The sequence below is a fragment of the Methylovorus sp. SPW-M1 genome, from assembly GCF_053848825.1.
The window spans coordinates 548761-567624 of sequence record NZ_CM132626.1 but is presented as its reverse complement, the minus strand read 5'-3'; the positions used below and the strand labels follow the sequence as shown (position 1 = coordinate 567624).

Annotated in this window: 27 protein-coding genes; 4 read left to right on the top strand and 23 right to left on the bottom strand. The window is 56.0% G+C overall.

The window, feature by feature from the left end:
• Positions 1–20: 20 nt before the first annotated feature.
• A complete protein-coding gene (tsaD, locus tag ACWWD9_RS02620) occupies positions 21–1052 on the top strand; it encodes a tRNA (adenosine(37)-N6)-threonylcarbamoyltransferase complex transferase subunit TsaD (protein WP_455867634.1) in 1032 nt (343 codons plus the stop codon).
• Positions 1053–1062: 10 nt separating this feature from the next.
• On the opposite strand, the gene plsY is transcribed toward tsaD, so the two are convergent.
• Positions 1063–1653 (bottom strand): glycerol-3-phosphate 1-O-acyltransferase PlsY, encoded by a 591-nt coding sequence (gene plsY / locus ACWWD9_RS02615; RefSeq protein ID WP_159355031.1) that lies wholly within the window; start codon positions 1651–1653, stop codon positions 1063–1065.
• Between the two features lie 171 nt (positions 1654–1824).
• On the opposite strand from plsY, the gene folB reads away from it, so the two are divergent.
• Genes folB through ACWWD9_RS02600 form a run of 3 tightly spaced genes read left to right on the top strand, consistent with a single transcriptional unit; the run spans position 1825 to position 3648 of the window.
• Positions 1825–2175: a dihydroneopterin aldolase gene (folB, locus tag ACWWD9_RS02610; protein ID WP_455867633.1), complete on the top strand. Its 351-nt coding sequence runs from the start codon at positions 1825–1827 to the stop codon at positions 2173–2175.
• Positions 2176–2218: 43 nt separating this feature from the next.
• The gene (locus ACWWD9_RS02605; protein ID WP_455867632.1) at positions 2219–3271 is read left to right on the top strand and encodes a TIGR03790 family protein; all 1053 of its coding nucleotides are present in this window, start codon (positions 2219–2221) and stop codon (positions 3269–3271) included.
• A complete protein-coding gene (locus ACWWD9_RS02600; protein ID WP_455867631.1) occupies positions 3268–3648 on the top strand; it encodes a YchJ family protein in 381 nt (126 codons plus the stop codon). The genes ACWWD9_RS02605 and ACWWD9_RS02600 overlap by 4 nt, the downstream gene beginning before the upstream one ends.
• A 23-nt stretch (positions 3649–3671) precedes the next feature.
• Here the strand turns inward: ACWWD9_RS02600 and xerD are convergent, their stop codons facing one another.
• From xerD to ACWWD9_RS02490, 22 genes are all read right to left on the bottom strand, one after another.
• Positions 3672–4568, bottom strand: coding sequence for a site-specific tyrosine recombinase XerD (xerD, locus tag ACWWD9_RS02595; protein WP_455867630.1), 897 nt, complete (start codon positions 4566–4568; stop codon positions 3672–3674).
• Entirely contained in the window at positions 4565–5047 is a 483-nt protein-coding gene (locus tag ACWWD9_RS02590; RefSeq protein ID WP_455867629.1) for a methylated-DNA--[protein]-cysteine S-methyltransferase, read from the bottom strand. Before ACWWD9_RS02590 ends, xerD begins: the two co-directional genes overlap by 4 nt.
• A 111-nt stretch (positions 5048–5158) precedes the next feature.
• The gene (rplS, locus tag ACWWD9_RS02585; protein ID WP_013443095.1) at positions 5159–5542 is read right to left on the bottom strand and encodes a 50S ribosomal protein L19; all 384 of its coding nucleotides are present in this window, start codon (positions 5540–5542) and stop codon (positions 5159–5161) included.
• Positions 5543–5559: 17 nt separating this feature from the next.
• Positions 5560–6372, bottom strand: coding sequence for a tRNA (guanosine(37)-N1)-methyltransferase TrmD (gene trmD, locus ACWWD9_RS02580; protein ID WP_013443096.1), 813 nt, complete (start codon positions 6370–6372; stop codon positions 5560–5562).
• The gene (gene rimM / locus ACWWD9_RS02575; protein WP_013443097.1) at positions 6372–6857 is read right to left on the bottom strand and encodes a ribosome maturation factor RimM; all 486 of its coding nucleotides are present in this window, start codon (positions 6855–6857) and stop codon (positions 6372–6374) included. Before rimM ends, trmD begins: the two co-directional genes overlap by 1 nt.
• 52 nt (positions 6858–6909) lie before the next feature.
• On the bottom strand, positions 6910–7161 hold the full coding sequence (rpsP, locus tag ACWWD9_RS02570; protein ID WP_013443098.1) for a 30S ribosomal protein S16: 252 nt from the start codon (positions 7159–7161) through the stop codon (positions 6910–6912).
• Between the two features lie 111 nt (positions 7162–7272).
• Positions 7273–7950: a 7-cyano-7-deazaguanine synthase QueC gene (gene queC / locus ACWWD9_RS02565; RefSeq protein WP_455867628.1), complete on the bottom strand. Its 678-nt coding sequence runs from the start codon at positions 7948–7950 to the stop codon at positions 7273–7275.
• A gap of 1 nt (position 7951) precedes the next feature.
• Positions 7952–8590, bottom strand: a complete 639-nt coding sequence (gene queE, locus ACWWD9_RS02560) for a 7-carboxy-7-deazaguanine synthase QueE (protein ID WP_455867627.1) — start codon at positions 8588–8590, stop codon at positions 7952–7954.
• 101 nt (positions 8591–8691) lie between these two features.
• A complete protein-coding gene (ybgF, locus tag ACWWD9_RS02555) occupies positions 8692–9504 on the bottom strand; it encodes a tol-pal system protein YbgF (protein WP_455867626.1) in 813 nt (270 codons plus the stop codon).
• A 6-nt stretch (positions 9505–9510) separates the two neighbouring features.
• Complete coding sequence (gene pal, locus ACWWD9_RS02550) at positions 9511–10047, bottom strand: peptidoglycan-associated lipoprotein Pal (protein ID WP_159355023.1); 537 nt, start codon at positions 10045–10047, stop codon at positions 9511–9513.
• Between the two features lie 74 nt (positions 10048–10121).
• Entirely contained in the window at positions 10122–11396 is a 1275-nt protein-coding gene (tolB, locus tag ACWWD9_RS02545) for a Tol-Pal system beta propeller repeat protein TolB (RefSeq protein ID WP_041362382.1), read from the bottom strand.
• Positions 11397–11464: 68 nt separating this feature from the next.
• Entirely contained in the window at positions 11465–12247 is a 783-nt protein-coding gene (locus ACWWD9_RS02540; protein WP_455867625.1) for an energy transducer TonB, read from the bottom strand.
• 6 nt (positions 12248–12253) lie between these two features.
• On the bottom strand, positions 12254–12640 hold the full coding sequence (locus tag ACWWD9_RS02535; protein ID WP_015830922.1) for a biopolymer transporter ExbD: 387 nt from the start codon (positions 12638–12640) through the stop codon (positions 12254–12256).
• A 9-nt stretch (positions 12641–12649) separates the two neighbouring features.
• Positions 12650–13324 carry a protein TolQ gene (tolQ, locus tag ACWWD9_RS02530; protein ID WP_013443106.1) on the bottom strand — a complete coding sequence of 225 codons (675 nt, stop codon included), beginning with the start codon at positions 13322–13324 and terminating at the stop codon, positions 12650–12652.
• Positions 13324–13737, bottom strand: a complete 414-nt coding sequence (gene ybgC, locus ACWWD9_RS02525; RefSeq protein ID WP_013443107.1) for a tol-pal system-associated acyl-CoA thioesterase — start codon at positions 13735–13737, stop codon at positions 13324–13326. The genes tolQ and ybgC overlap by 1 nt, the downstream gene beginning before the upstream one ends.
• A gap of 8 nt (positions 13738–13745) precedes the next feature.
• Entirely contained in the window at positions 13746–14783 is a 1038-nt protein-coding gene (gene ruvB / locus ACWWD9_RS02520; RefSeq protein WP_013443108.1) for a Holliday junction branch migration DNA helicase RuvB, read from the bottom strand.
• 21 nt (positions 14784–14804) lie between these two features.
• Entirely contained in the window at positions 14805–15383 is a 579-nt protein-coding gene (ruvA, locus tag ACWWD9_RS02515) for a Holliday junction branch migration protein RuvA (protein ID WP_159355021.1), read from the bottom strand.
• Between the two features lie 73 nt (positions 15384–15456).
• Entirely contained in the window at positions 15457–15993 is a 537-nt protein-coding gene (gene ruvC, locus ACWWD9_RS02510) for a crossover junction endodeoxyribonuclease RuvC (protein WP_455867624.1), read from the bottom strand.
• Between the two features lie 28 nt (positions 15994–16021).
• The gene (locus tag ACWWD9_RS02505) at positions 16022–16747 is read right to left on the bottom strand and encodes a YebC/PmpR family DNA-binding transcriptional regulator (protein WP_455867623.1); all 726 of its coding nucleotides are present in this window, start codon (positions 16745–16747) and stop codon (positions 16022–16024) included.
• 108 nt (positions 16748–16855) lie between these two features.
• The gene (locus ACWWD9_RS02500) at positions 16856–17773 is read right to left on the bottom strand and encodes a DMT family transporter (RefSeq protein WP_013443113.1); all 918 of its coding nucleotides are present in this window, start codon (positions 17771–17773) and stop codon (positions 16856–16858) included.
• Positions 17774–17783: 10 nt separating this feature from the next.
• A complete protein-coding gene (locus tag ACWWD9_RS02495; RefSeq protein WP_013443114.1) occupies positions 17784–18167 on the bottom strand; it encodes a YybH family protein in 384 nt (127 codons plus the stop codon).
• Between the two features lie 49 nt (positions 18168–18216).
• Entirely contained in the window at positions 18217–18726 is a 510-nt protein-coding gene (locus ACWWD9_RS02490; RefSeq protein WP_013443115.1) for a MarR family winged helix-turn-helix transcriptional regulator, read from the bottom strand.
• Positions 18727–18864 lie beyond the last annotated feature (138 nt).

Below are 18864 nucleotides of genomic sequence, written 5' to 3'. Positions count from 1 at the left end.
CACTGCAAGCCCAGCTCACTATGATTATTCTCGGCATTGAATCCTCCTGCGACGAAACCGGCATTGCCCTGTATGACCAGGAACAAGGCCTGTTGGCTCATGCGCTGCACTCGCAGATAGATATGCATGCCGAATACGGCGGCGTGGTGCCAGAGCTGGCATCGCGCGACCATGTGCGTCGCACCCTGCCCCTCATACAGCGCGTGCTGGATGAGGCCAAACTGACGCTGGCAGATATTGGTGGGATTGCGTACACGCAAGGCCCAGGCTTGGCTGGCGCGCTTCTGGTCGGCACCAGCATTGCAGAATCACTGGCGTTCACCCTGAATGTGCCCACCGTGGGGGTGCATCACCTTGAAGGGCATTTGCTGGCGCCATTGCTGGAAGCCAATCCACCTGCATTTCCGTTTGTAGCCTTGCTAGTTTCTGGCGGCCACACGCAATTGATGCGCGTAGGCGGCATAGGCGATTACACCTTGCTGGGTGATACGCTGGATGATGCCGCCGGCGAAGCTTTCGACAAAACCGCCAAACTGCTGGGCTTGAGTTACCCCGGCGGCCCGGCAGTATCGCGCCTGGCCGACCTTGGCACGCCCGTACGTTTCAAACTGCCACGCCCCATGCTGAACAGTGGCGATCTTAACTTCAGCTTCAGCGGACTTAAAACCGCGGTATTGACGCTGGTGAATGACCACAGCGATGCAGACGGTATATTAGATGAACAGACCAAGGCAGATATTGCGCTGGAGTTTCAGGAAGCCGTCACGGAAGTGTTGACCGCCAAATGCATGGCCGCTTTGCGCGAGACCGGGCTGGATCAACTGGTGGTTTCTGGTGGCGTAGGCGCCAACAGGCAACTGCGCGAAAAACTCAACCGCGCTACCAAACGACGTTTATGCCATGTGCACTACCCACGCCTGGAGTTCTGCACTGACAACGGCGCCATGATTGCCTTCGCAGGTGCCATGCGCATGCAGCACGAGACTGCGGGCGACCATAGCTTCAGCGTGCGCCCCCGCTGGGACCTGGCCAGCCTGCAGCGTCCAGCCTGAGTTTCAGGGCTTATTTTTTGCCGAAGCCTGCTTCGGTCCCCGCCAGCAGCTTGCTGATATTGCTGCGATGGCGCCAGATCAGCAGCAGTGCCAGCACCAGCGCTGTCCACACATAACTCTCACTGGGCAACAAATACCATGCATATAGCGGTGCCATCGACGCTGCCACCAAAGCTGCCAGGGAAGAATATCGCCAGATGGCAAACACCAGCGCCCAAGTCAGCAGCACCGCCAACCCCAGCCAGCCCGAAAATGCCAGCAGCACGCCCAGTGCCGTTGCTACGCCTTTGCCGCCCTTGAAGCCGTAATACACGGGATAAAGATGGCCGATGAATACGGCCAGCGCAACAAGACAAATCATACCCGCGTCAAATCCCCAACGCTGCGCAATGAACACCGCCAGCCAGCCTTTGGCGGCATCGCCCAGCAAGGTAAGCAGGGCTGCCAGCTTTTTGCCACTGCGCAATACATTGGTCGCCCCCGGATTACCGGAGCCAACGGTGCGCGGATCAGGCAAACCAAACAGCTTGCTGATGACAATGCCAAAGGAAATGGAACCCAGCAAATAGGCTGCCAGAATAAAAGCGCTATCAATCATCATAAATACTTTAAAATTCCTGAAATTTTTACGGTGCCAGTGCGCATGAACCACGCACAAAAGCAGGAATATACTGGATTACCGCACCGCCGTGAACGCAAACCTTGATGCAATAGCCTGTGGCAAGGCATGCATCACCAGAAACAAGCCTGGATCAATGAAGGATATCCCCGCATGGACATGATTTTCTTGAGCGAAGTCAAAGTGCAAACCCGCCTCGGCGTGCCGGAGTGGGAGCGCATGGTGCCACAGACCATCGTGCTGGATCTGGAAATCGCCATGCCGCACAGCCGCTCTTGCCAGACGGATGAAATCGACGACACCATAGACTACGGCATGGTAGTCGCTCGCATACGAGAAACCCTGAGCGAGAGGTCATTCAGACTGGTTGAGGCACTGGCTGAGCATATCTGTCAGATTGTGCTGAATGAATTCGGCGCCCCCTGGGTCAAGATCAAAGTAGCCAAGCCAGGCATTTTGCCGGGACTAAAAGCACTGGGTGTTGTCATCGAGCGAACGAAATAGTATTAAGCCAGCCCAACGCTCAAGCTCAACCTTATATTTCATCATGTTGATATCCACCCGCTTTGCCAAGATAGCCACCCTGTTCAGCCTCAGCTGCCTGCTATCCTTCAACGCACTCGCAGCGTCCACGCCCACACGACTGGGACCTGCCAACCTTGCCGTCATCGTCAATGAAGCGGACCCAAACAGCGTGGAGGTGGGCGAGTATTATCTGCAGGCGCGCCAGATTCCCCAGCAAAACCTGGTCAAGGTGAAACTGCCTACCGGCAAGGTCAAGTTAAGCGCCTGGGAATTCGCCGGTTTGCGCAGCAGCATCCTGCCGCGGCTTGGCCCGGAGATACAAGCCATGGTGCTGATCTGGACCACCCCTTATGCAGTCGAATGCAACAGCATTACCTCTGCCATGACCTTGGGCTACGACGCCGAGCAGTGCAAAAAAACCTGCGACCCCGGCAAGCCGAGTCCGTATTTCAATAGCTCCATCAGCCAGCCTTACACTGCTCTTGGCATACGCCCCACCATGTTGCTGCCAGTCGAGTCTGTAGAGCAGGCAAAAGCCCTGATTGACAGGGGCGTGTTCAGCAGTTTCCGCCTGCTACCCAGCAGCGCTTATCTACTGACGACCTCGGACCAGGCACGCAATGCACGTGTGCCCATGTTCCCCAAACCCATGCAGATTGCCGCCAGCCAGCTCAGCATTCAGCGCATAGAGGCAGACAGCATTCAGGACCGCAAAGATGTGATGTTTTACTTCACCGGCAAAATTTCCGTGCCGCATCTGGATACGCTGGCATTCAGGCCGGGCGCCATTGCCGACCACCTGACATCCAGTGGCGGCGATCTGCTGGGCAAAGCCCAGATGTCCAGCCTGCGTTGGCTGGATGCAGGTGCTACCGGTAGCTATGGCACAGTGTCCGAACCCTGCAATTACTGGCAGAAATTCCCGGCACCCAGCATTGTGATGAAACATTACCTTGAGGGCGAAACCCTGATTGAAAGCTACTGGAAAAGCGTGGCATGGCCAGCACAAGGGCTGTTTATCGGTGAACCTCTGGCTGCTCCATATGCCAAAACGCAGGGTGCACCGGGCCCATGAAGCCAGCGCCATGCCCTTGCCACAGTGCCGCGAACTACCCCGCTTGCTGCCAGCGCTGGCATACCGGCAACCGTGAGCTGCAATCCCCTGCCGAGCTGATGCGCTCCCGTTATGCGGCTTATGCTCTCCTGCTTGAAGATTACCTGCTGGCAACCTGGCATCCTGACACCCGTCCGGTGCGACTTGGCTTAAGCGAAGACGCGCCCACCAAATGGACAGGCCTGCGCATTTTGCGTGATGAAGTACAGGGGGATAGCGCGATAGTGGAGTTTGAAGCGCGCTACAAGATCAACGGCAAAGCGGAAAAGCTGCATGAAATCAGCCGGTTCATCAAGCTGAATGGCAATTGGTACTATCTGGATGCAAGCGGCGAGTAGAACCTGAAGTACATCACCACACCCTAGCCACGCGGGTGGTGCATGGCATGCAGCTGCTTCAGGCGCTCACGCGCCACATGCGTATAAATTTGCGTAGTTGAAATATCCGAATGCCCCAGCAGCATTTGCACCACGCGCAAATCTGCCCCGTGATTCAATAAATGCGTGGCAAAGGCATGGCGCAACACGTGGGGCGACAAAGGTTTGTGTATGCCAGCCTGCAAAGCATAGCGCTTGATCAGGTACCAGAATGCCTGGCGCGTCATCGCCTCGCCGCGCTGCGTCACAAAAAGACTATCCGAGACGCGCTGCTGCAGAATCTGCGGCCGGCCTTCGCGCACATATCGCAACAACCAGTCGACGGATTCCTCCCCCAATGGGACAAGCCGGGTCTTACTGCCTTTACCGGTCACGCGCACCACGCCCTCATTCAGGCTGACCTCGGTATAGCGCAAGCCCACCAGTTCAGAGACACGCAGGCCACAGGCATACAGGGTTTCAAGCATGGCCCGGTCACGCAACCCGATGGGCTGTGCAATATCCGGTGCGTTCAACAAGGCGACCACTTCGTCCTCATTCAGGCTTTTTGGAAGTGATCGCGGCAGCTTGGGCGTATCAATCAGCAGCGTGGGATCTACGCTAATCTGCCCCTCCCGCAAGCCATAACGATAAAAGCGCCGCAAGCTCGCAATCAGACGGCTGACACTGCGTGGCTTGCTGGTTGGAAAGCGGAAGGCAAGATACTGCTGAAGATCGCCCTGATCCGCCTGATTAAGCAACTTCGCATGTTCAGACCATAGCCAGTCAGCAAACAGGGCAAGATCACGCCGGTAACTTTCCAGGGTATTTCTCGCCAGACCATCCTCCAGCCAGAGATTATCCACAAAGCTATCCAGCAGTGCTGCATTCGCTGCACTCATGCCAAGCCCTCATGCGCCAGCAGCCATTGCTTGATGGCAAGGCCATGCGGATTGCCCTGCATGAAGCCACCCAGGCCGCTCTTGGCGACCACGCGATGGCAGGGAACCAGCAAGGGTACCCTGTTGGCCCCGCATACGTTAGCGACGGCCCTGGGGCCAGAGCTGACGCGTTGGGCAAGCTGGCTGTAGCTTAAGGCTGCTCCCGCGGGGATATCGGCAATGGCTTTCCAGACGCGCTGCTGAAACAAGGTGCCACCTGTGACATAGGGGAGATCGATCGCGAGCCTTGCATCTCGCAGATACCGCTGCAGCTGATGCACGGCATGCTGCACAAACGGTGTGGGCGCGGCATATGTCGAGCTGGCCTCACTCAACAATTCGATGGCAACCACAAAGTCATCCTGAACGCGCAGGCCAATGGCGCCAAACGGCGCGGCAATCAGGGCATCATAATCACGTGGACTTGATTGGGAATTCATCAGGCTATGGTAACGCAATCCTTGAGGGCGCATCCAGTTCGCTCGCCATGGGCTACGCAAAAAAGCAAAAAGCCCCTTGCGGGGCTTTTTGCAGACAGCTCAGGCTGAAATTTATTCAGCGCTAACTGGCTTGTCACGCAGCTTGAGCTTTTCCTTGATACGTGCAGACTTGCCTGAACGCTCACGCAAGTAGTACAGCTTGCTGCGACGTACGTCACCACGGCGCTTCACTTCGATAGAAGCGATCAGTGGGGAGTAAGTCTGGAATGTACGCTCAACGCCTTCACCGGAAGAAATCTTGCGAACGATGAAAGAAGAGTTCAGGCCACGATTGCGCTTGGCAATCACAACGCCTTCGTAAGCCTGTACGCGCTTACGTGTACCTTCAACCACGTTCACACCGACGATCACGGTATCGCCTGGTGCAAATTCAGGAATGTTCTTGCCGAGACGGGCAATTTCTTCCTGTTCCAACAACTTGATAATGTCTGCCATTTTTCAGTTCCTTTTAATTATGAGGATTCTTGTTCCTGCTTCAGCGTTTGCTCAACATCAAGCTCCGCCAGCAGCCGAGATTCCTCTTTCGTCAACGACCTTTCGGCCAGTAAATCCGGGCGTTTAGCCCTTGTTTGCGCCAGCGACTGCTTGAGCCGCCAACGCTTGATCTTTGCATGATGCCCGGACATCAGAATCTCGGGCACCGCCACGCCTTCGTATACTTCCGGGCGGGTGTAATGGGGGCAATCCAGCAAGCCATCCACAAATGAATCTTCCAGTGCGGAATCCATATCACCCAGACTGCCGGGCAATTGGCGCACAATCGCATCTATCAACACCATGGCGGGTAACTCACCGCCCGATAGCACATAATCGCCTATCGAATATTCTTCGTCGACCACACGGTCAAGCAAGCGCTGGTCTACACCTTCATAGCGACTGGCCAGCAATATCAAGCCAGGCTCCTGCACCAGCTGCATCACTGCGGCATGGGTAAGCGGCTTGCCTTGCGGTGACATGTGTATCACCTTGGGCATTGCCACTCCGGCTTTCTCTTGCCTGGCCTTGGCAGCACTTATGGTTTTTTCCAGCGGCTCGGCCAGCATCACCATGCCAGGGCCACCACCGTATGGCCGGTCATCCACTGTCCGGTAATTGTCGCTGGTGAAGTCGCGCGGATTCCATACATGCAGGGCATAAATGGCTTTCTCCAGCGCTCTTGCCGTAATGCCAAACTGACTGACAGCTTGAAACATCTCCGGGAAAAGGCTGACCACGTCAAACTGCCTGGTGGCGGATTGTGTGGCTGCAGGCTCCTGCACCGACATTAAAACTCCGGATCCCAATCCACCAGCATGGTGCCTGCCTCAACATTCACCTCAGGCACGGCTTCTGCGGTAAACGGCACCAGACGCTCACGTCCGGCATCATCTTTCACCACGACCACATCATTGGCACCGGTTTCGAATACATCCACCACGGTGCCAAAATCTACCTGCTGCAAATTGCTGACGCGCAAACCAATCAAATCGGACCAGTAATACTCGCCCTCTTCCGCTTCCGGCAACTGCTCGCGCGGCACTGACACCTGCTTGCCTTTGGCCGCAAATGCCGCATCACGATCGTCAATGCCGACCAGCTTGACCAGCAAGGTCTTGCCATGCACTTTCGCTGCTTCGACCGGATATTCCTGCCACTTGGGGTCACGCCCCAACCACCAGTTATCGTAATCGAACAGGCTATCTATGGTCTCGGTATCAGGCTGAATTTTCAGCCAGCCATAAATGCCATAAGGGGCGACAACGCGCCCCATGACGACCATATCCTTCACAGTTATTATCGCCCGCTAAAAGGCGACACCCCGCTTAGGCAGCTGCTTTGGCAGATTGCTTTACCAGACGTGCAACGCAATCAGACAATTGTGCGCCATTGCTTTGCCAGTGAGCAATACGCTCACCGTTCAGGCGCAGGCCTTCTTGGCCTTCTTTAGCCAAAGGATTGTAAAAACCTACACGCTCAATGAAGCGACCATCGCGACGATTGCGCGAGTCAGCTACCACTACGCTGTAAAAGGGGGATTTCTTCGCGCCACCGCGTGCGAGACGAATGATCACCATAATAGTTGTTCTCTTTTAATTGACACAGAAAGGCGCGGATTTTACGTTATTTATGAGGGGCTTGGCAAGGGGAATATCAGATTATCTGCATTCTTGCGCTGTCAGCCCCTGCTATGCGGGCTGGTAGCGTGTAGGGTCCGCGAGGCCAGCCGCGAGAAAACCATCGCGGCGGAAGCGGCATGAATCACACTTGCCGCAAGCCCTGCCTTCTTCATCGGCCTGATAGCAGGAAACCGTCATCCCGTAATCAAAGCCTAACGCACTGCCGCGCTTCACAATATCCGCTTTGGACAAATCAATCAGCGGGGCATGCACGGTAATGGTGTCGCCCTCGACAGCAGCCTTAGTCGCCAGATTGGCCATAGACTGAAAAGCCCGCACATATTCGGCTCGGCAATCAGGATAGCCAGAGTAGTCCAGCGCATTCACACCAATGAAAATATCGCGTGATTTCAACACCTCGGCCCAGGCAAGCGCCAATGACAACATGATGGTATTGCGCGCTGGCACATAGGTCACCGGTATGCCTTCCGTGGGAGACTGCGGGACATCAATGCGATTATCGGTGAGAGCCGACCCGCCAAACAGGGAGAGATCCAGCTGCACGGTCTTGTGCTCCGCCGCCCCCAGACATTCGGCTACACGCTGGGCCGCCAGCAGTTCGGCAGAATGCCGCTGATGGTAATCCAGGCTCAGGCAATAACACTCATAGCCCTGGCTACGTGCAATCGCCAGTACAGTGGCGGAATCCAGTCCACCGGATAACAGCACAACCGCTTTTTTACTCATATCAAACTCCGGGCCTTTCGCCCCACAATATCTTGTGCAACTGCACTTGCATGCGCACGGGCAACTTGTCAGCCAGTATCCACTCAGCCAGCTCTGTCGGGTTCACCTGGCTGTATACCGGCGAAAACAGCACACTGCAGGTACGATGCAGCGGTTGTTTATCCAGCAGCTCTTTGGCCCAGAGATAATCCGCATGATCGCAAAGCACGAACTTCACCTCATCCTGCGCCTTGAGATGCGCAAGATTGCCCCACAAATTCTTCTCCAGCTCGCCGGAACCAGGAGTTTTGATATCCAGGATGACGGAAACGCGTGGATCAACATTTGCGATATCCATCGCGCCACCTGTCTCAAGCGACACGCTGTAACCCGCATCGCACAGCCGCGTCAGTAGCACATGGCAATCACGTTGCGCCAGAGGCTCGCCCCCCGTCACCGTCACATAATGCGCACCGTACTCGGCCACCTTCTGCAGGATGTCGTCGATCTCCATACTGCCGCCGCCATGAAAGGCATAGGCTGTATCGCAATAAACGCAGCGCATGGGGCAGCCTGTCAGCCGCACGAATACTGTGGGCAGGCCAACGCGCGATGACTCGCCTTGCAGCGAATGGAAGATTTCGTGGATTCTAAGTTTCATGGCCGTATAAATGGACAATAGCCGACAACAAAATGTTGTCGGCCATCAATAGACGTTATTTTACTTGAAGTTAGGCAAGTTCTGGCGAATTGCCTGCGCGTTTAGCGCTTGATGGACTCCAGCACCTTCAGACGACTTTGTGCGCGAGGAATAACATCGCTCTTGGGATACTGGCTGATCAGGTCGCGCAAGGTCTTCTTGGCGCCATCAATATCCGCCAGTTGAATCTGGCTATTGGCAATGTTAAAGCTGGCTTCTGGCGCTTTGGCACTGTCCGGGTACTGCTTCAAAAGCTTCTGCTGCGTAGCAATCGCAGCCTTGTAATTCTTGAGAGAGAATTGTGAGAATCCCAGGCCATACATCGCGTCTGCGGCGTGAGTGCTGGCGGGATATGCCTGCAGAAACTTCTGATAGGCATCAAATGACTCTTTGAACTTGCTGGCCTGCAGCAAGGCATTGGCTGCATCCAGATCCTTGGCTTCCGAAGAACTGGCTGGCGCCTCTGTAACGGCACCTGAAGCAGGCTGTGCTGCATCGGCAGTCGCCGCTGGCGCCCCACTCTCCAGTTTGCGCAGACGACCATCGGTGTCTGCGTATAAATCCTTTTGACGCTGTTGCGTCATGTCAATATTGTGGTTGGCCACTTCCAATTGGCCTTGCAGACGACTGATCTGCTGATTGAGCGCATCAATCTTGCCCAGCATGTCAGTCAGGCTCTGGGTGTAACGTTGCTCCAGAGCCTGCTGATTTTTCTTCAACTCATCTATCGCAGCTTGCGTGGCTTGATTCTGGGTTTGCACCTGTTGCTGAAGGTCAGCAATTTTCCTGCGTGCCTCATCATCCCCAAACAGCGCAGCGTGCGCCACTTGAGAAACACCCATCAACAGTCCCAAACCTACTATCAAACCACGCATTGTCAATTACTCGCCTTGGTAAACGATGTCAGCACGACGGTTCTTGCTGTAAGCAGCTTCGTCGGAACCAGCAGCTTGTGGCTTTTCTTCGCCGTAGCTGATTGTTTCGATTTGCTTGTCAGAAACACCTTGCAGGTTCAGCACTTGCTTGACAGCAACAGCACGACGTTGACCCAGGGCCAGGTTGTACTCGCGGGTACCACGTTCGTCGGTATTGCCTTGCAGGATAACCTTGGCATCTGGGTGCTCAACCAGGTACTTGGCATGGGCATTCACCAGATCACGGTACTCAGGCTTCACTTCATCCTTGTCGAAATCGAAGTAAACACTGCGCTTGGACAGGATGTTGTTTGGGTCAGTCAGTGGGTTAACCGCCAGGTTGCTGTTCTGTACTCCGCTGGTAGAAGCAGAGTCAGAGCTTTGGCTGGTGGTAGTTTGTGCTGGGCTCTTGTCTTCAACAACAGGGGCATTCTTTACAGGCTTGCTTGAGCAAGCAGCCAGCATCATGGCCAGCAGTACGCTTGTTACTAAACTTTTATTCATGTTTTTCTCTCCTTTAAAATCAATAAAATACAACCAAAATTCACTACTAAAAAATCTACTCCGTCACAAAACGGCTAATTCGCTGCGGGTCCCCAGGCGGGCTCACGCACATCGCCGCCGGTTTCGCTCAGACGCTGCTTGACGCGACCATCTGCAGACACGGCAGCCAATGCACCGCGTCCGCTAATGCTGGTCGCATACAAAATCATGCGGCCATTGGGCGCAAAGCTGGGCGATTCATCCTGCGCAGTATCGCTCAACACCTGCACTTGTCCGCTGGCAACATCCTGCACCGCTACGCGGAACTTGCCGTTATCCTGCTTGATGTATGCCAGCGTCTTGCCGTCAGGCGAGATGCGCGGGCTTACGTTGTAATTGCCATCGAATGTCACACGCTTGGCGTCGCCACCGGTGCTGGCCATGCGGTAGATCTGCGGGCCACCACCACGGTTGGAGGTAAAGTAAATCGCCGAGCCATCAGGTGTCCACACGGGTTCCGTATCAATGGATGTGGTGTAGGTCAGCTGCTTCAATCCGGTGCCATCGGCATTGATCACATACACCTGCGAGTTGGCGCTGTGCGTCAGCACAATCGCCAGGCGATTGCCATCAGGCGACCATGCCGGGGCGCTATTGTTGCCCTTGAAGTTTGCAACCACATTACGTTGACCTGTCACCAATGACTGCACAAACACGATGGGTTTCTTTTTCTCGTACGAAACGTAAGCCAGTTTCGTGCCATCGGGAGACCAGCGTGGCGAAATCACAGGCTCATTCGAAGACATGACGGTCTGCGGGTTGAAACCATCGGCATCCGCCACCTGCAAGGCGTAACGCCCTGCGGTCTTGGTAATGTAGGCAATGCGCGTGGAGAAGACACCCGGTTCACCAGTCAGCTTTTCATAGATGATGTCGGCAATCTTGTGGGCTGTGGCACGCTGCTGCGAAGCCGCAATGTTGAATTCAAGACCGGCGAGCTGATTCTGTTTCAACACATCCAGCAGGCGGAAAGACACTTTCAGGCGACCGCCCGGCAGGGTTTCCACAGAGCCTATGGTCAGCGCCTGCGCTTGAATCGCCGCCCATTCCGGATATTTCACCTCAGGCAGATCGTGCGGCTGATTCACCACACCACGCGTTTCCAGCACACGGAACAGGCCGCTGCGGCGCAGGTCAGCGCCCACCACCGTGGCAATATCGTCCTGCGCTCCCGGCGTCTTGGCAAAAGGCACGACAGCAATCGGGATTTGCTGTGCAGCGCCGCCAACGATTTCGATTGTCAATGCGGCTTTACCGGCAAGCGGCAAGGCCAGGAGGAAAAAGCTAAGTAGTAGGCGTAGTTTGTTCATGGGTAATTAGGGTAAATATGTTTTGCAAAGTTCCCTTATGCAAACTCTGTCATTCTAGCAAACTTATGCTATTCGTTCGGCCTGAACTTGAGTTCCAGGTTACGAAACTGTGCAAGCAGGTCGGGCTGCGTCGGCAATGGCAAGGGCTGAGACTGCAAAATCGCCCGTTCTACCGCATCGTCGCAGGCAGGAATGCCGCTGCCTTTTACCAGCCGTGGCGCACCAATCAGCTCACCCGTCGGCATCAGATTCAGGTTAAACGTCAACTCAGGCTTGCCACTACCGCACAATTGCGAATTCACATTGCGGCGGATCTTGTTCGTGATCAGGCCGATATATTTAGCCACCTCGCCAGGATCGACCTTGGGCGAAGCAGACGCTGCCGGACCCGTCTTGGGAGCGGCGGCCTGTGTCGCCTTCGCGTCCTCTTCCAGCATGGCCTGCTGCAGTTTTTTCAGCATGTCCTCTTTAGGCTTTTCGTCCTTCTTTTTAGGCTCAGGCTTGGGCTCTTCTTTCGGTTTTACCGGCTTTTCTTCCTTGGGTTTGACCGGTTCCTTTTTCACCTGAATCTCGGCCTTGGGCTGTGGCTCAGGTGCGGGATCCGGTTTAGGCTCTGGCTTGGGTTCAGGCTTTGGCTCGGGCTTGGGTGGCTCTGGCGTCGGTTCAGGCTTGGGTGGCTGCACCGCTTTTTCAGCGGGGATCGCTTCCCATAGCTCCACCTGAGCCACGCTCATGGGTTGCACGGTTTTCCAGTGAAAGGAAAACAGCAGCAACATCAACAACAGGCCATGCACCAGCACCGACAGGGCACCAGCACGTATGGCAAATGAATTTTCACGCTTGCGTATCATGCCAACCTATTTTGCGGGTTTGAGCAGCAGCCCAACCTTGTATTGCTTGAGGCCATCCATCAGGCTGACCACCTGGTCGTATTTCACATTTTTATCGGCGGCGATCACGATGGCACGCTCTGGCGTTTTTTCCAGCATGGTGCGCACTTCAAACAGCAGCTGATCGCGCTCCAGCGCCTTGCCTTCAATTTCAACCTGATCATTGGCCTTGACGGTAATCACGAGTGGCGCCGCGGTTTGCTTCAGCGTCTGACCCACCTGCGGCAGTTCCACCACCCCAGGATTGGTCATCGGTGCGGTGACCATGAAGATCACCAGCAGCACCAGCGTCACGTCGATATAGGGAACGACGTTGATCTGGTTCATCATCCGCCGTTTACGGGTTCTCGCCATGATGCCCCCTTACTTGTTGCGCTGCAGGATGTTGGTGAACTCTTCCATGAAGCTTTCATAGCGCACGGCCAGCCGGTCCACCGCAGAAGCAAACCGGTTATAGGCGATGACGGCAGGAATGGCGGCAAACAGGCCAATCGCCGTTGCCACCAGCGCTTCGGCAATCCCCGGCGCTACATGGGACAAGGTTGCCTGCGCCATATTGGATAGGCCACGGAATGCATTCATGATGCCCCACACCGTACCAAACAGACCGATATAAGGGCTGACTGAACCAACGGATGCCAGAAAGGGCAAATGCGAGTCCAGATCATCCATCTCGCGGTTGTAGGACGCACGCATGGCACGCTGTGCACTTTGCGTCACATCGCTGATTTCCAAGCCGCCCTGGCGTTTCAACTTGGCATACTCCTTGAACCCGGCCTCAAAGATGCTAGCCATGCCCTGCGCACGCCGACGGCCAGCATTCACGCTGTCGTACAGCTTGTTGAGATCACCACCGCGCCAGAATTCTTCTTCAAATGCCAGCGCATCACGCTCGGCACTGCGAATGCTGAACACCTTGATAAAGATGTACCACCATGACACCAGGGAAGTGAGAAGCAAGATGGCCATGACAATCTGCACCGGCACGCTGGCGCCGGCAATCAGGGTATATAGGGACATATCCTCGCTGAGGTTCATTACTGCTCCATTTTTTTCATTGACTGTTGGATGGGGGCTGGAATCGTCACCGGCGTGTAGTTGACTGCATCGATGCAGACCACTTCGACATCGGCTTCGGTAAGAACTTGCCCGTCACGGAAAATTTTTTGCTCAAACACCATGCGGCTGCGGCCCATGCTGGCAATCTGGCTATGCACCACGATGGCGTCATTGAAACGGGCGGGCTTTTTAAATTTGATCTGAATGTTACGCACAACAAAGATGATGCCAAACTGCGCGGTTAGTTCCGTCTGCTCAAAGCCGAGACTGCGCAACCACTCGGTGCGGGCGCGCTCCATGAAGTTGAGATACTGGCTGTGATAGACAATGCCACCAGCATCGCTATCTTCATAATAAACCCGGATCGGCCATGCAAACTGATCCGTGGGCATGTTCTCACTCATTCCTGCCATAAGCTTCCATTTTGCATGCTGGCCGGGGCAGGCAATCCAAAATGCTGGTACGCCTGCTGGGTAGCAATACGGCCACGCGGCGTGCGCATCAGGTAACCCTGCTGTATCAAATACGGCTCCAGCACATCTTCTATCGTGTCGCGCTCCTCGCCGATGGCCGCCGCCAGATTATCCAGACCAACCGGACCACCGCCGAATTTCTCCAGCACGGCAAGCAACAGTTTGCGGTCCATGACATCAAAGCCCAGTTTGTCGACATCCAACATTTGCAATGCCGCATCGGCAATCGCCGATGTCACGATGCCATCGGCCTTGACCTGCGCGTAATCGCGCACACGGCGCAGCAAGCGGTTGGCAATACGCGGCGTACCGCGGGAGCGTTTGGCAATTTCCAGCGCACCCGCCTCCTGCATGCTGACATCCAGCAAGGTAGCAGAGCGATGTACGATGCGCGCCAACTCTTCCGAGGTATAAAACTCCAGCCGCGACACAATCCCGAAGCGATCGCGCAGCGGATTGGTGAGCATGCCGGCGCGCGTGGTGGCGCCCACCAGCGTAAACGGCGGCAGATCAAGCCGCACTGAACGCGCGGCCGGGCCTTCGCCTATCATGATGTCCAGGCGATAGTCTTCCATGGCGGGGTAAAGAATCTCTTCCACCACCGGCGACAAGCGATGAATCTCATCGATGAACAGCACATCGTTGGGCTCAAGATTGGTCAGCAAGGCGGCCAGATCGCCTGCGCGCTCCAGCACCGGACCGGAGGTCTGACGCATGTTCACTCCCATTTCGCGGGCAATGATGTGCGCCAGCGTGGTCTTGCCCAGGCCGGGCGGACCAAACAGCAGAACGTGATCAAGAGCTTCGCTGCGGCCACGCGCAGCATTGATGAAGATTTCGAGTTGACCGCGGGCTTTTTCCTGACCGACATACTCGTCCAGCACCTTGGGGCGCAGGGCACGCTCCAGCGCTTCTTCCTCCCGGCCCAGCGGCTCGGCGGCGATCAGTCTGTCGGTTTCTATCATGGGCCTGTCAGGCGGTCTTTATCAGGATTTGGAAAGGGATTTGAGTGCCAGACGGATACCGTCGGCCACCACGACATCGGCTGGCAATTGCTTGACGGCTGCCATGGCTTCCCGCTCATTGTACCCCAAGGCGAGCAAGGCGTTGAGCACATCACCACTGGCCGATTTTGCCTGGCCTGCGGGCGCGGTCAGACCATCTACGCTGAACTTGTCTTTCAGCTCCAACAGCAAGCGTTCGGCCGTCTTCTTGCCTATGCCAGGCACGCGGGTCAGCAGCGCGGTTTCCTGCAAGGCCACTGCTTGCGCCAGGTCATCCACCGACAAGCCACTCAGTATCGACAAGGCTGACTTGGCACCTATGCCATTCACCTTCAGCAACTGGCGGAATGTCTGCCGCTCGCGGTCAGTGCCAAAACCATACAGCAGCTGCGCATCCTCACGCACGATGAATTGCGTCAGCAGCACTACTTTTTCGCCCAGGGCAGGCAGATTGTAAAAGGTGCTCATGGGCACCTCGCATTCATAGCCGACGCCATGGCAATCAATCACCACTTGCGGCGGTGCCTTTTCGATCAGGACTCCGCTGATTCGGCTAATCATGAACAAACTCCCACAGGTGTTGCCGCTGCAACACGATTAAATTTTAAATGCCGTGCCAGAAATAAAACATGACTCACACCAACCGTCCGCCCCGTACGCGGAACCCGGCAGTTGCCAGCAACCCCAATCCCTGACCGCCATGCGCGTGGCAGATGGCACAGGCCAGAGCGTCGGCGGAATCCGGCTTGGGCACACCAGGCAGCTTCAGCAGACGCTTCACCATTTCCTGCACCTGCTCCTTGGCGGCGTGGCCATTGCCCACCACCGACTGCTTGACCTGCAGCGCGGTATATTCCGCCACCGGCAGGTTCTGGATCACCGCCGCGCAAATGGCCGCACCTCGTGCCTGCCCCAGCAACAACGTGGATTGCGGGTTCACGTTGACGAATACTTTTTCAATCGCCACCTGCTCCGGGGCATAGGTGTCGATCACCTCGGCCAGGCCATCCAGTATGATTTTCAGGCGCGAGGGCAGATCTTCAATCTCGGCGCCCTTGCCCTGCGTGGTCTTGATCGTACCGCTGGCGACATAACTCAGCTTTTCACCGGTTTTTTCAATAACGCCAAAACCGGTCAAGCGCAAGCCTGGATCAATACCAAGAATGCGCATCAGCTGCGTCCTGTCGCCAATAACGGCGTCACTCTTCGATTACCGCCGTGGTGTACACGTCCTGCACATCGTCCAGATCTTCCAGCGCATCAAGCAGCTTCTGCATTTTGGCGGCATCGTCGCCGGTAAACACGGTTTCATTGAGCGGCTTCATGGTGACTTCGGCCAGCACCGCCTTGAGGCCTGCTGCCTCCAGCGCTTCCTTCACCGCGGTGAAATCGGCTGGCGGCGTAATCACTTCAATACTGCCATCGTCATCGGTAATCACGTCTTCTGCGCCAGCTTCCAGCGCGGCTTCCATTACCTGCTCTTCACTGGTGCCTGGCTCAAAAACCAGCGTACCGCAATGCTTGAACATGAAGGCTACACAGCCGTCAGTGCCCAGGTTGCCACCATTTTTGGACAGGGCATGCCGCACATCAGCCACCGCACGCTGCTTGTTATCCGTCATGCAGTCGATGATGATGGCGGCGCCGCCAATGCCATAGCCTTCATAGCGGATTTCTTCGTAACTCACGCCTTCCAGCTCACCCGTACCACGCTTGATGGCGCGGGTGATGTTTTCTGCTGGCATGTTTTCTTCTTTGGCTTCCGCCACCGCGGCACGCAGGCGCGGGTTGAAGTTGACATCACCGCCGCCCAGACGGGCCGACACGGTAATTTCCTTGATCAGCTTGGTAAAAATCTTGCCGCGCTTGGCATCCTGACGGCCCTTGCGATGCTGAATATTGGCCCATTTGGAATGACCTGCCATGACTAAATCCTCTAACCCTTTAAATTCGCCGGATTTTACCATAGCCGGGCCTGCTGCTGGCAGTCGCTCGAGCAAGCAATCCACGATAAAACGGGAAGAAAGGTGAGGCTAATCCTGCCCCATGGCGGGGTCTATGGCTTCGCGACTGCGCATGCTGCGCAGCGAAATAATGACGAGCGCAGCGCCAATCAGCAGCATGCCGATCGATTCCCCCGGCGTGGGGCGTTCACCCAATTGCCACCAGGCAGCCAATACGCCGATCACCGGCGCCAGCATCGACGTCATGCTGGCAATACCGGCAGGCAGACGCTGCAAGGCATACAGCCACAGCATCCATGCCAGGGCATTACAGAGTATGGCATTGAAGGCCACGGCACCAATGAACTGGGGCGTCCATTGAATAGGGCCCGCAGGAACGATCAAGGCCACCGCCACCAATGGCAGCGAGCCGAAAAACATCTGCCAGGCCGTGAGTGAAAGCAAATCAAGCTCGGGCGAACGCTGATGCAGCTTCTTGGCGACAATTACCGACAAGGCCCAGAACACACCACCGAGCACCGCCAGCGCCATGCTGAACAGGTCAGCGCCCAGATGCAATGGGTCCAGAATGAAGAGCAGCCCCATGATGGAACAAGCCACCGCCAACCACTGAGTACCGCGGATTTTCTCGCCGAGCAAAGGCCAGGCCAGGATCATCACCCAGAATGGCATGGTGTACGTCAGCACGGCCGTCTTGCCCGCGCCGCCTTCCACCAGTGCCCAGATGATAAGGCCGGTAAATCCGCAGGTTTGCAACACGCCCAGCAACAGCAAGGTGGGGATTTGCCGTGGACGGATCGGCCGCCGCAAGATCGGCAACAGGATCAGCAGACAGAGCGCGCCCAGAAATGTGCGGAGCGCGCCAAACTGGAAGGCACCCGCATATTGCAAGGCATGTTTCATAACCACCCAGTTATACCCCCACAGTACAGCGAGCAGAAGCAGGGCCAGGAAGGCGCGCACCGTGGCGCTGGCGGAGGTATTCATCTTGGCAGTATCAATTCCAGGTGTGGGTATACAGCTTCCAGCTGCCATCGGCCTGGCGGCGATACAGCAGATGCACATTGCCGCTGAACTCCTGACGTTCACCCGCGGCATTCACGGCGGCAGCGCTCCAGCGGCCACGTTGAAAAGCCAGCGTTTCATCCGCGCCCACTTCCAGCAGTTCCAGCTTGTGGTCAACAACGCCTTGGCCGATCAGGTCACGCCAGAACTCCAGAATGGCCTTGCCGCCCGTCACCTGGGCAGCGCCGGATGGCAAAAGACTGGCTTCATCGTCGTAAAAAGAAGCTACCAGCGCGGGCTGCTGGCTGTTGAAAGCCGAATCCCACGCCTGGTTCGATGTGGTGAATTGCGCCTTTAATGCGTCATTGGTTTGCATGGTATTGCTCCTTGGGTTAGTAACGAATCGAATTGGATAAAGTGAGTAGTCAGGCCTGGACCATGGCGGGAACGCCCGCCACGATCAGGTGCAGCATCTCATGCAGATGCTTGCGCCCGGCCTCATCCAGGCCTGCCATGCATTGCTTGAGTCGGCTGTAGTAATCCGGCATCACCTGGTCCAGCTTGGCTTGGCCTGCAGGGGTGAGCCGCACGCTGATGTTGCGACGGTCTTCACCGGCGTAGATGCGCTCCACCAGGCCATCGCGCTCCAGGCCATCAATCAGGCCGGTCATGGTGGCGCGTGAAACGCCCGCTTTTTGCGCCAGCACTGAGGGCGTTGATGTCAGGGTTTCTTCGCGCATCAGCAGAATCAGTACCCACCAGCGCCCTTGCAGCAAACCATGCCGACTGAGGCAGGTATCGAGCGCAATGGACAGGTCGGTGGCGACCCGCAACAAATGCAGGAAAGACGAAATCGCCGAGACATCAGCCTCGGGATAGCGCTGGGCAAATTTCTCCAGCACTTCAGGGGTAGGGAGATCGCGTAGTTGCAACATGATTAGGTTCATTATAGTTAGCTGGCTAACCATGTCAAGCACATGATGGGATTTTAGGTTCAACTACGCAGCTGATAGGTGTATATTCAAATTTCGAAACAAGCCCTTGCGTGCATCAAGCGCGGGCCAAAAAAAAGA

What these genes read in the sequence shown, in the direction of transcription:
- tsaD (WP_455867634.1), top strand. Translation starts at nt 21, where the DNA reads ATGATTATTCTCGGCATTGAATCCTCCTGCGACGAAACCGGCATTGCC.
- plsY (WP_159355031.1), bottom strand. Translation starts at nt 1,653, where the DNA reads ATGATGATTGATAGCGCTTTTATTCTGGCAGCCTATTTGCTGGGTTCC.
- folB (WP_455867633.1), top strand. Translation starts at nt 1,825, where the DNA reads ATGGACATGATTTTCTTGAGCGAAGTCAAAGTGCAAACCCGCCTCGGC.
- ACWWD9_RS02605 (WP_455867632.1), top strand. Translation starts at nt 2,219, where the DNA reads ATGTTGATATCCACCCGCTTTGCCAAGATAGCCACCCTGTTCAGCCTC.
- ACWWD9_RS02600 (WP_455867631.1), top strand. Translation starts at nt 3,268, where the DNA reads ATGAAGCCAGCGCCATGCCCTTGCCACAGTGCCGCGAACTACCCCGCT.
- xerD (WP_455867630.1), bottom strand. Translation starts at nt 4,568, where the DNA reads ATGAGTGCAGCGAATGCAGCACTGCTGGATAGCTTTGTGGATAATCTC.
- ACWWD9_RS02590 (WP_455867629.1), bottom strand. Translation starts at nt 5,047, where the DNA reads ATGAATTCCCAATCAAGTCCACGTGATTATGATGCCCTGATTGCCGCG.
- rplS (WP_013443095.1), bottom strand. Translation starts at nt 5,542, where the DNA reads ATGGCAGACATTATCAAGTTGTTGGAACAGGAAGAAATTGCCCGTCTC.
- trmD (WP_013443096.1), bottom strand. Translation starts at nt 6,372, where the DNA reads ATGTCGGTGCAGGAGCCTGCAGCCACACAATCCGCCACCAGGCAGTTT.
- rimM (WP_013443097.1), bottom strand. Translation starts at nt 6,857, where the DNA reads ATGGGGCGCGTTGTCGCCCCTTATGGCATTTATGGCTGGCTGAAAATT.
- rpsP (WP_013443098.1), bottom strand. Translation starts at nt 7,161, where the DNA reads ATGGTGATCATTCGTCTCGCACGCGGTGGCGCGAAGAAATCCCCCTTT.
- queC (WP_455867628.1), bottom strand. Translation starts at nt 7,950, where the DNA reads ATGAGTAAAAAAGCGGTTGTGCTGTTATCCGGTGGACTGGATTCCGCC.
- queE (WP_455867627.1), bottom strand. Translation starts at nt 8,590, where the DNA reads ATGAAACTTAGAATCCACGAAATCTTCCATTCGCTGCAAGGCGAGTCA.
- ybgF (WP_455867626.1), bottom strand. Translation starts at nt 9,504, where the DNA reads ATGCGTGGTTTGATAGTAGGTTTGGGACTGTTGATGGGTGTTTCTCAA.
- pal (WP_159355023.1), bottom strand. Translation starts at nt 10,047, where the DNA reads ATGAATAAAAGTTTAGTAACAAGCGTACTGCTGGCCATGATGCTGGCT.
- tolB (WP_041362382.1), bottom strand. Translation starts at nt 11,396, where the DNA reads ATGAACAAACTACGCCTACTACTTAGCTTTTTCCTCCTGGCCTTGCCG.
- ACWWD9_RS02540 (WP_455867625.1), bottom strand. Translation starts at nt 12,247, where the DNA reads ATGATACGCAAGCGTGAAAATTCATTTGCCATACGTGCTGGTGCCCTG.
- ACWWD9_RS02535 (WP_015830922.1), bottom strand. Translation starts at nt 12,640, where the DNA reads ATGGCGAGAACCCGTAAACGGCGGATGATGAACCAGATCAACGTCGTT.
- tolQ (WP_013443106.1), bottom strand. Translation starts at nt 13,324, where the DNA reads ATGAACCTCAGCGAGGATATGTCCCTATATACCCTGATTGCCGGCGCC.
- ybgC (WP_013443107.1), bottom strand. Translation starts at nt 13,737, where the DNA reads ATGCCCACGGATCAGTTTGCATGGCCGATCCGGGTTTATTATGAAGAT.
- ruvB (WP_013443108.1), bottom strand. Translation starts at nt 14,783, where the DNA reads ATGATAGAAACCGACAGACTGATCGCCGCCGAGCCGCTGGGCCGGGAG.
- ruvA (WP_159355021.1), bottom strand. Translation starts at nt 15,383, where the DNA reads ATGATTAGCCGAATCAGCGGAGTCCTGATCGAAAAGGCACCGCCGCAA.
- ruvC (WP_455867624.1), bottom strand. Translation starts at nt 15,993, where the DNA reads ATGCGCATTCTTGGTATTGATCCAGGCTTGCGCTTGACCGGTTTTGGC.
- ACWWD9_RS02505 (WP_455867623.1), bottom strand. Translation starts at nt 16,747, where the DNA reads ATGGCAGGTCATTCCAAATGGGCCAATATTCAGCATCGCAAGGGCCGT.
- ACWWD9_RS02500 (WP_013443113.1), bottom strand. Translation starts at nt 17,773, where the DNA reads ATGAATACCTCCGCCAGCGCCACGGTGCGCGCCTTCCTGGCCCTGCTT.
- ACWWD9_RS02495 (WP_013443114.1), bottom strand. Translation starts at nt 18,167, where the DNA reads ATGCAAACCAATGACGCATTAAAGGCGCAATTCACCACATCGAACCAG.
- ACWWD9_RS02490 (WP_013443115.1), bottom strand. Translation starts at nt 18,726, where the DNA reads ATGTTGCAACTACGCGATCTCCCTACCCCTGAAGTGCTGGAGAAATTT.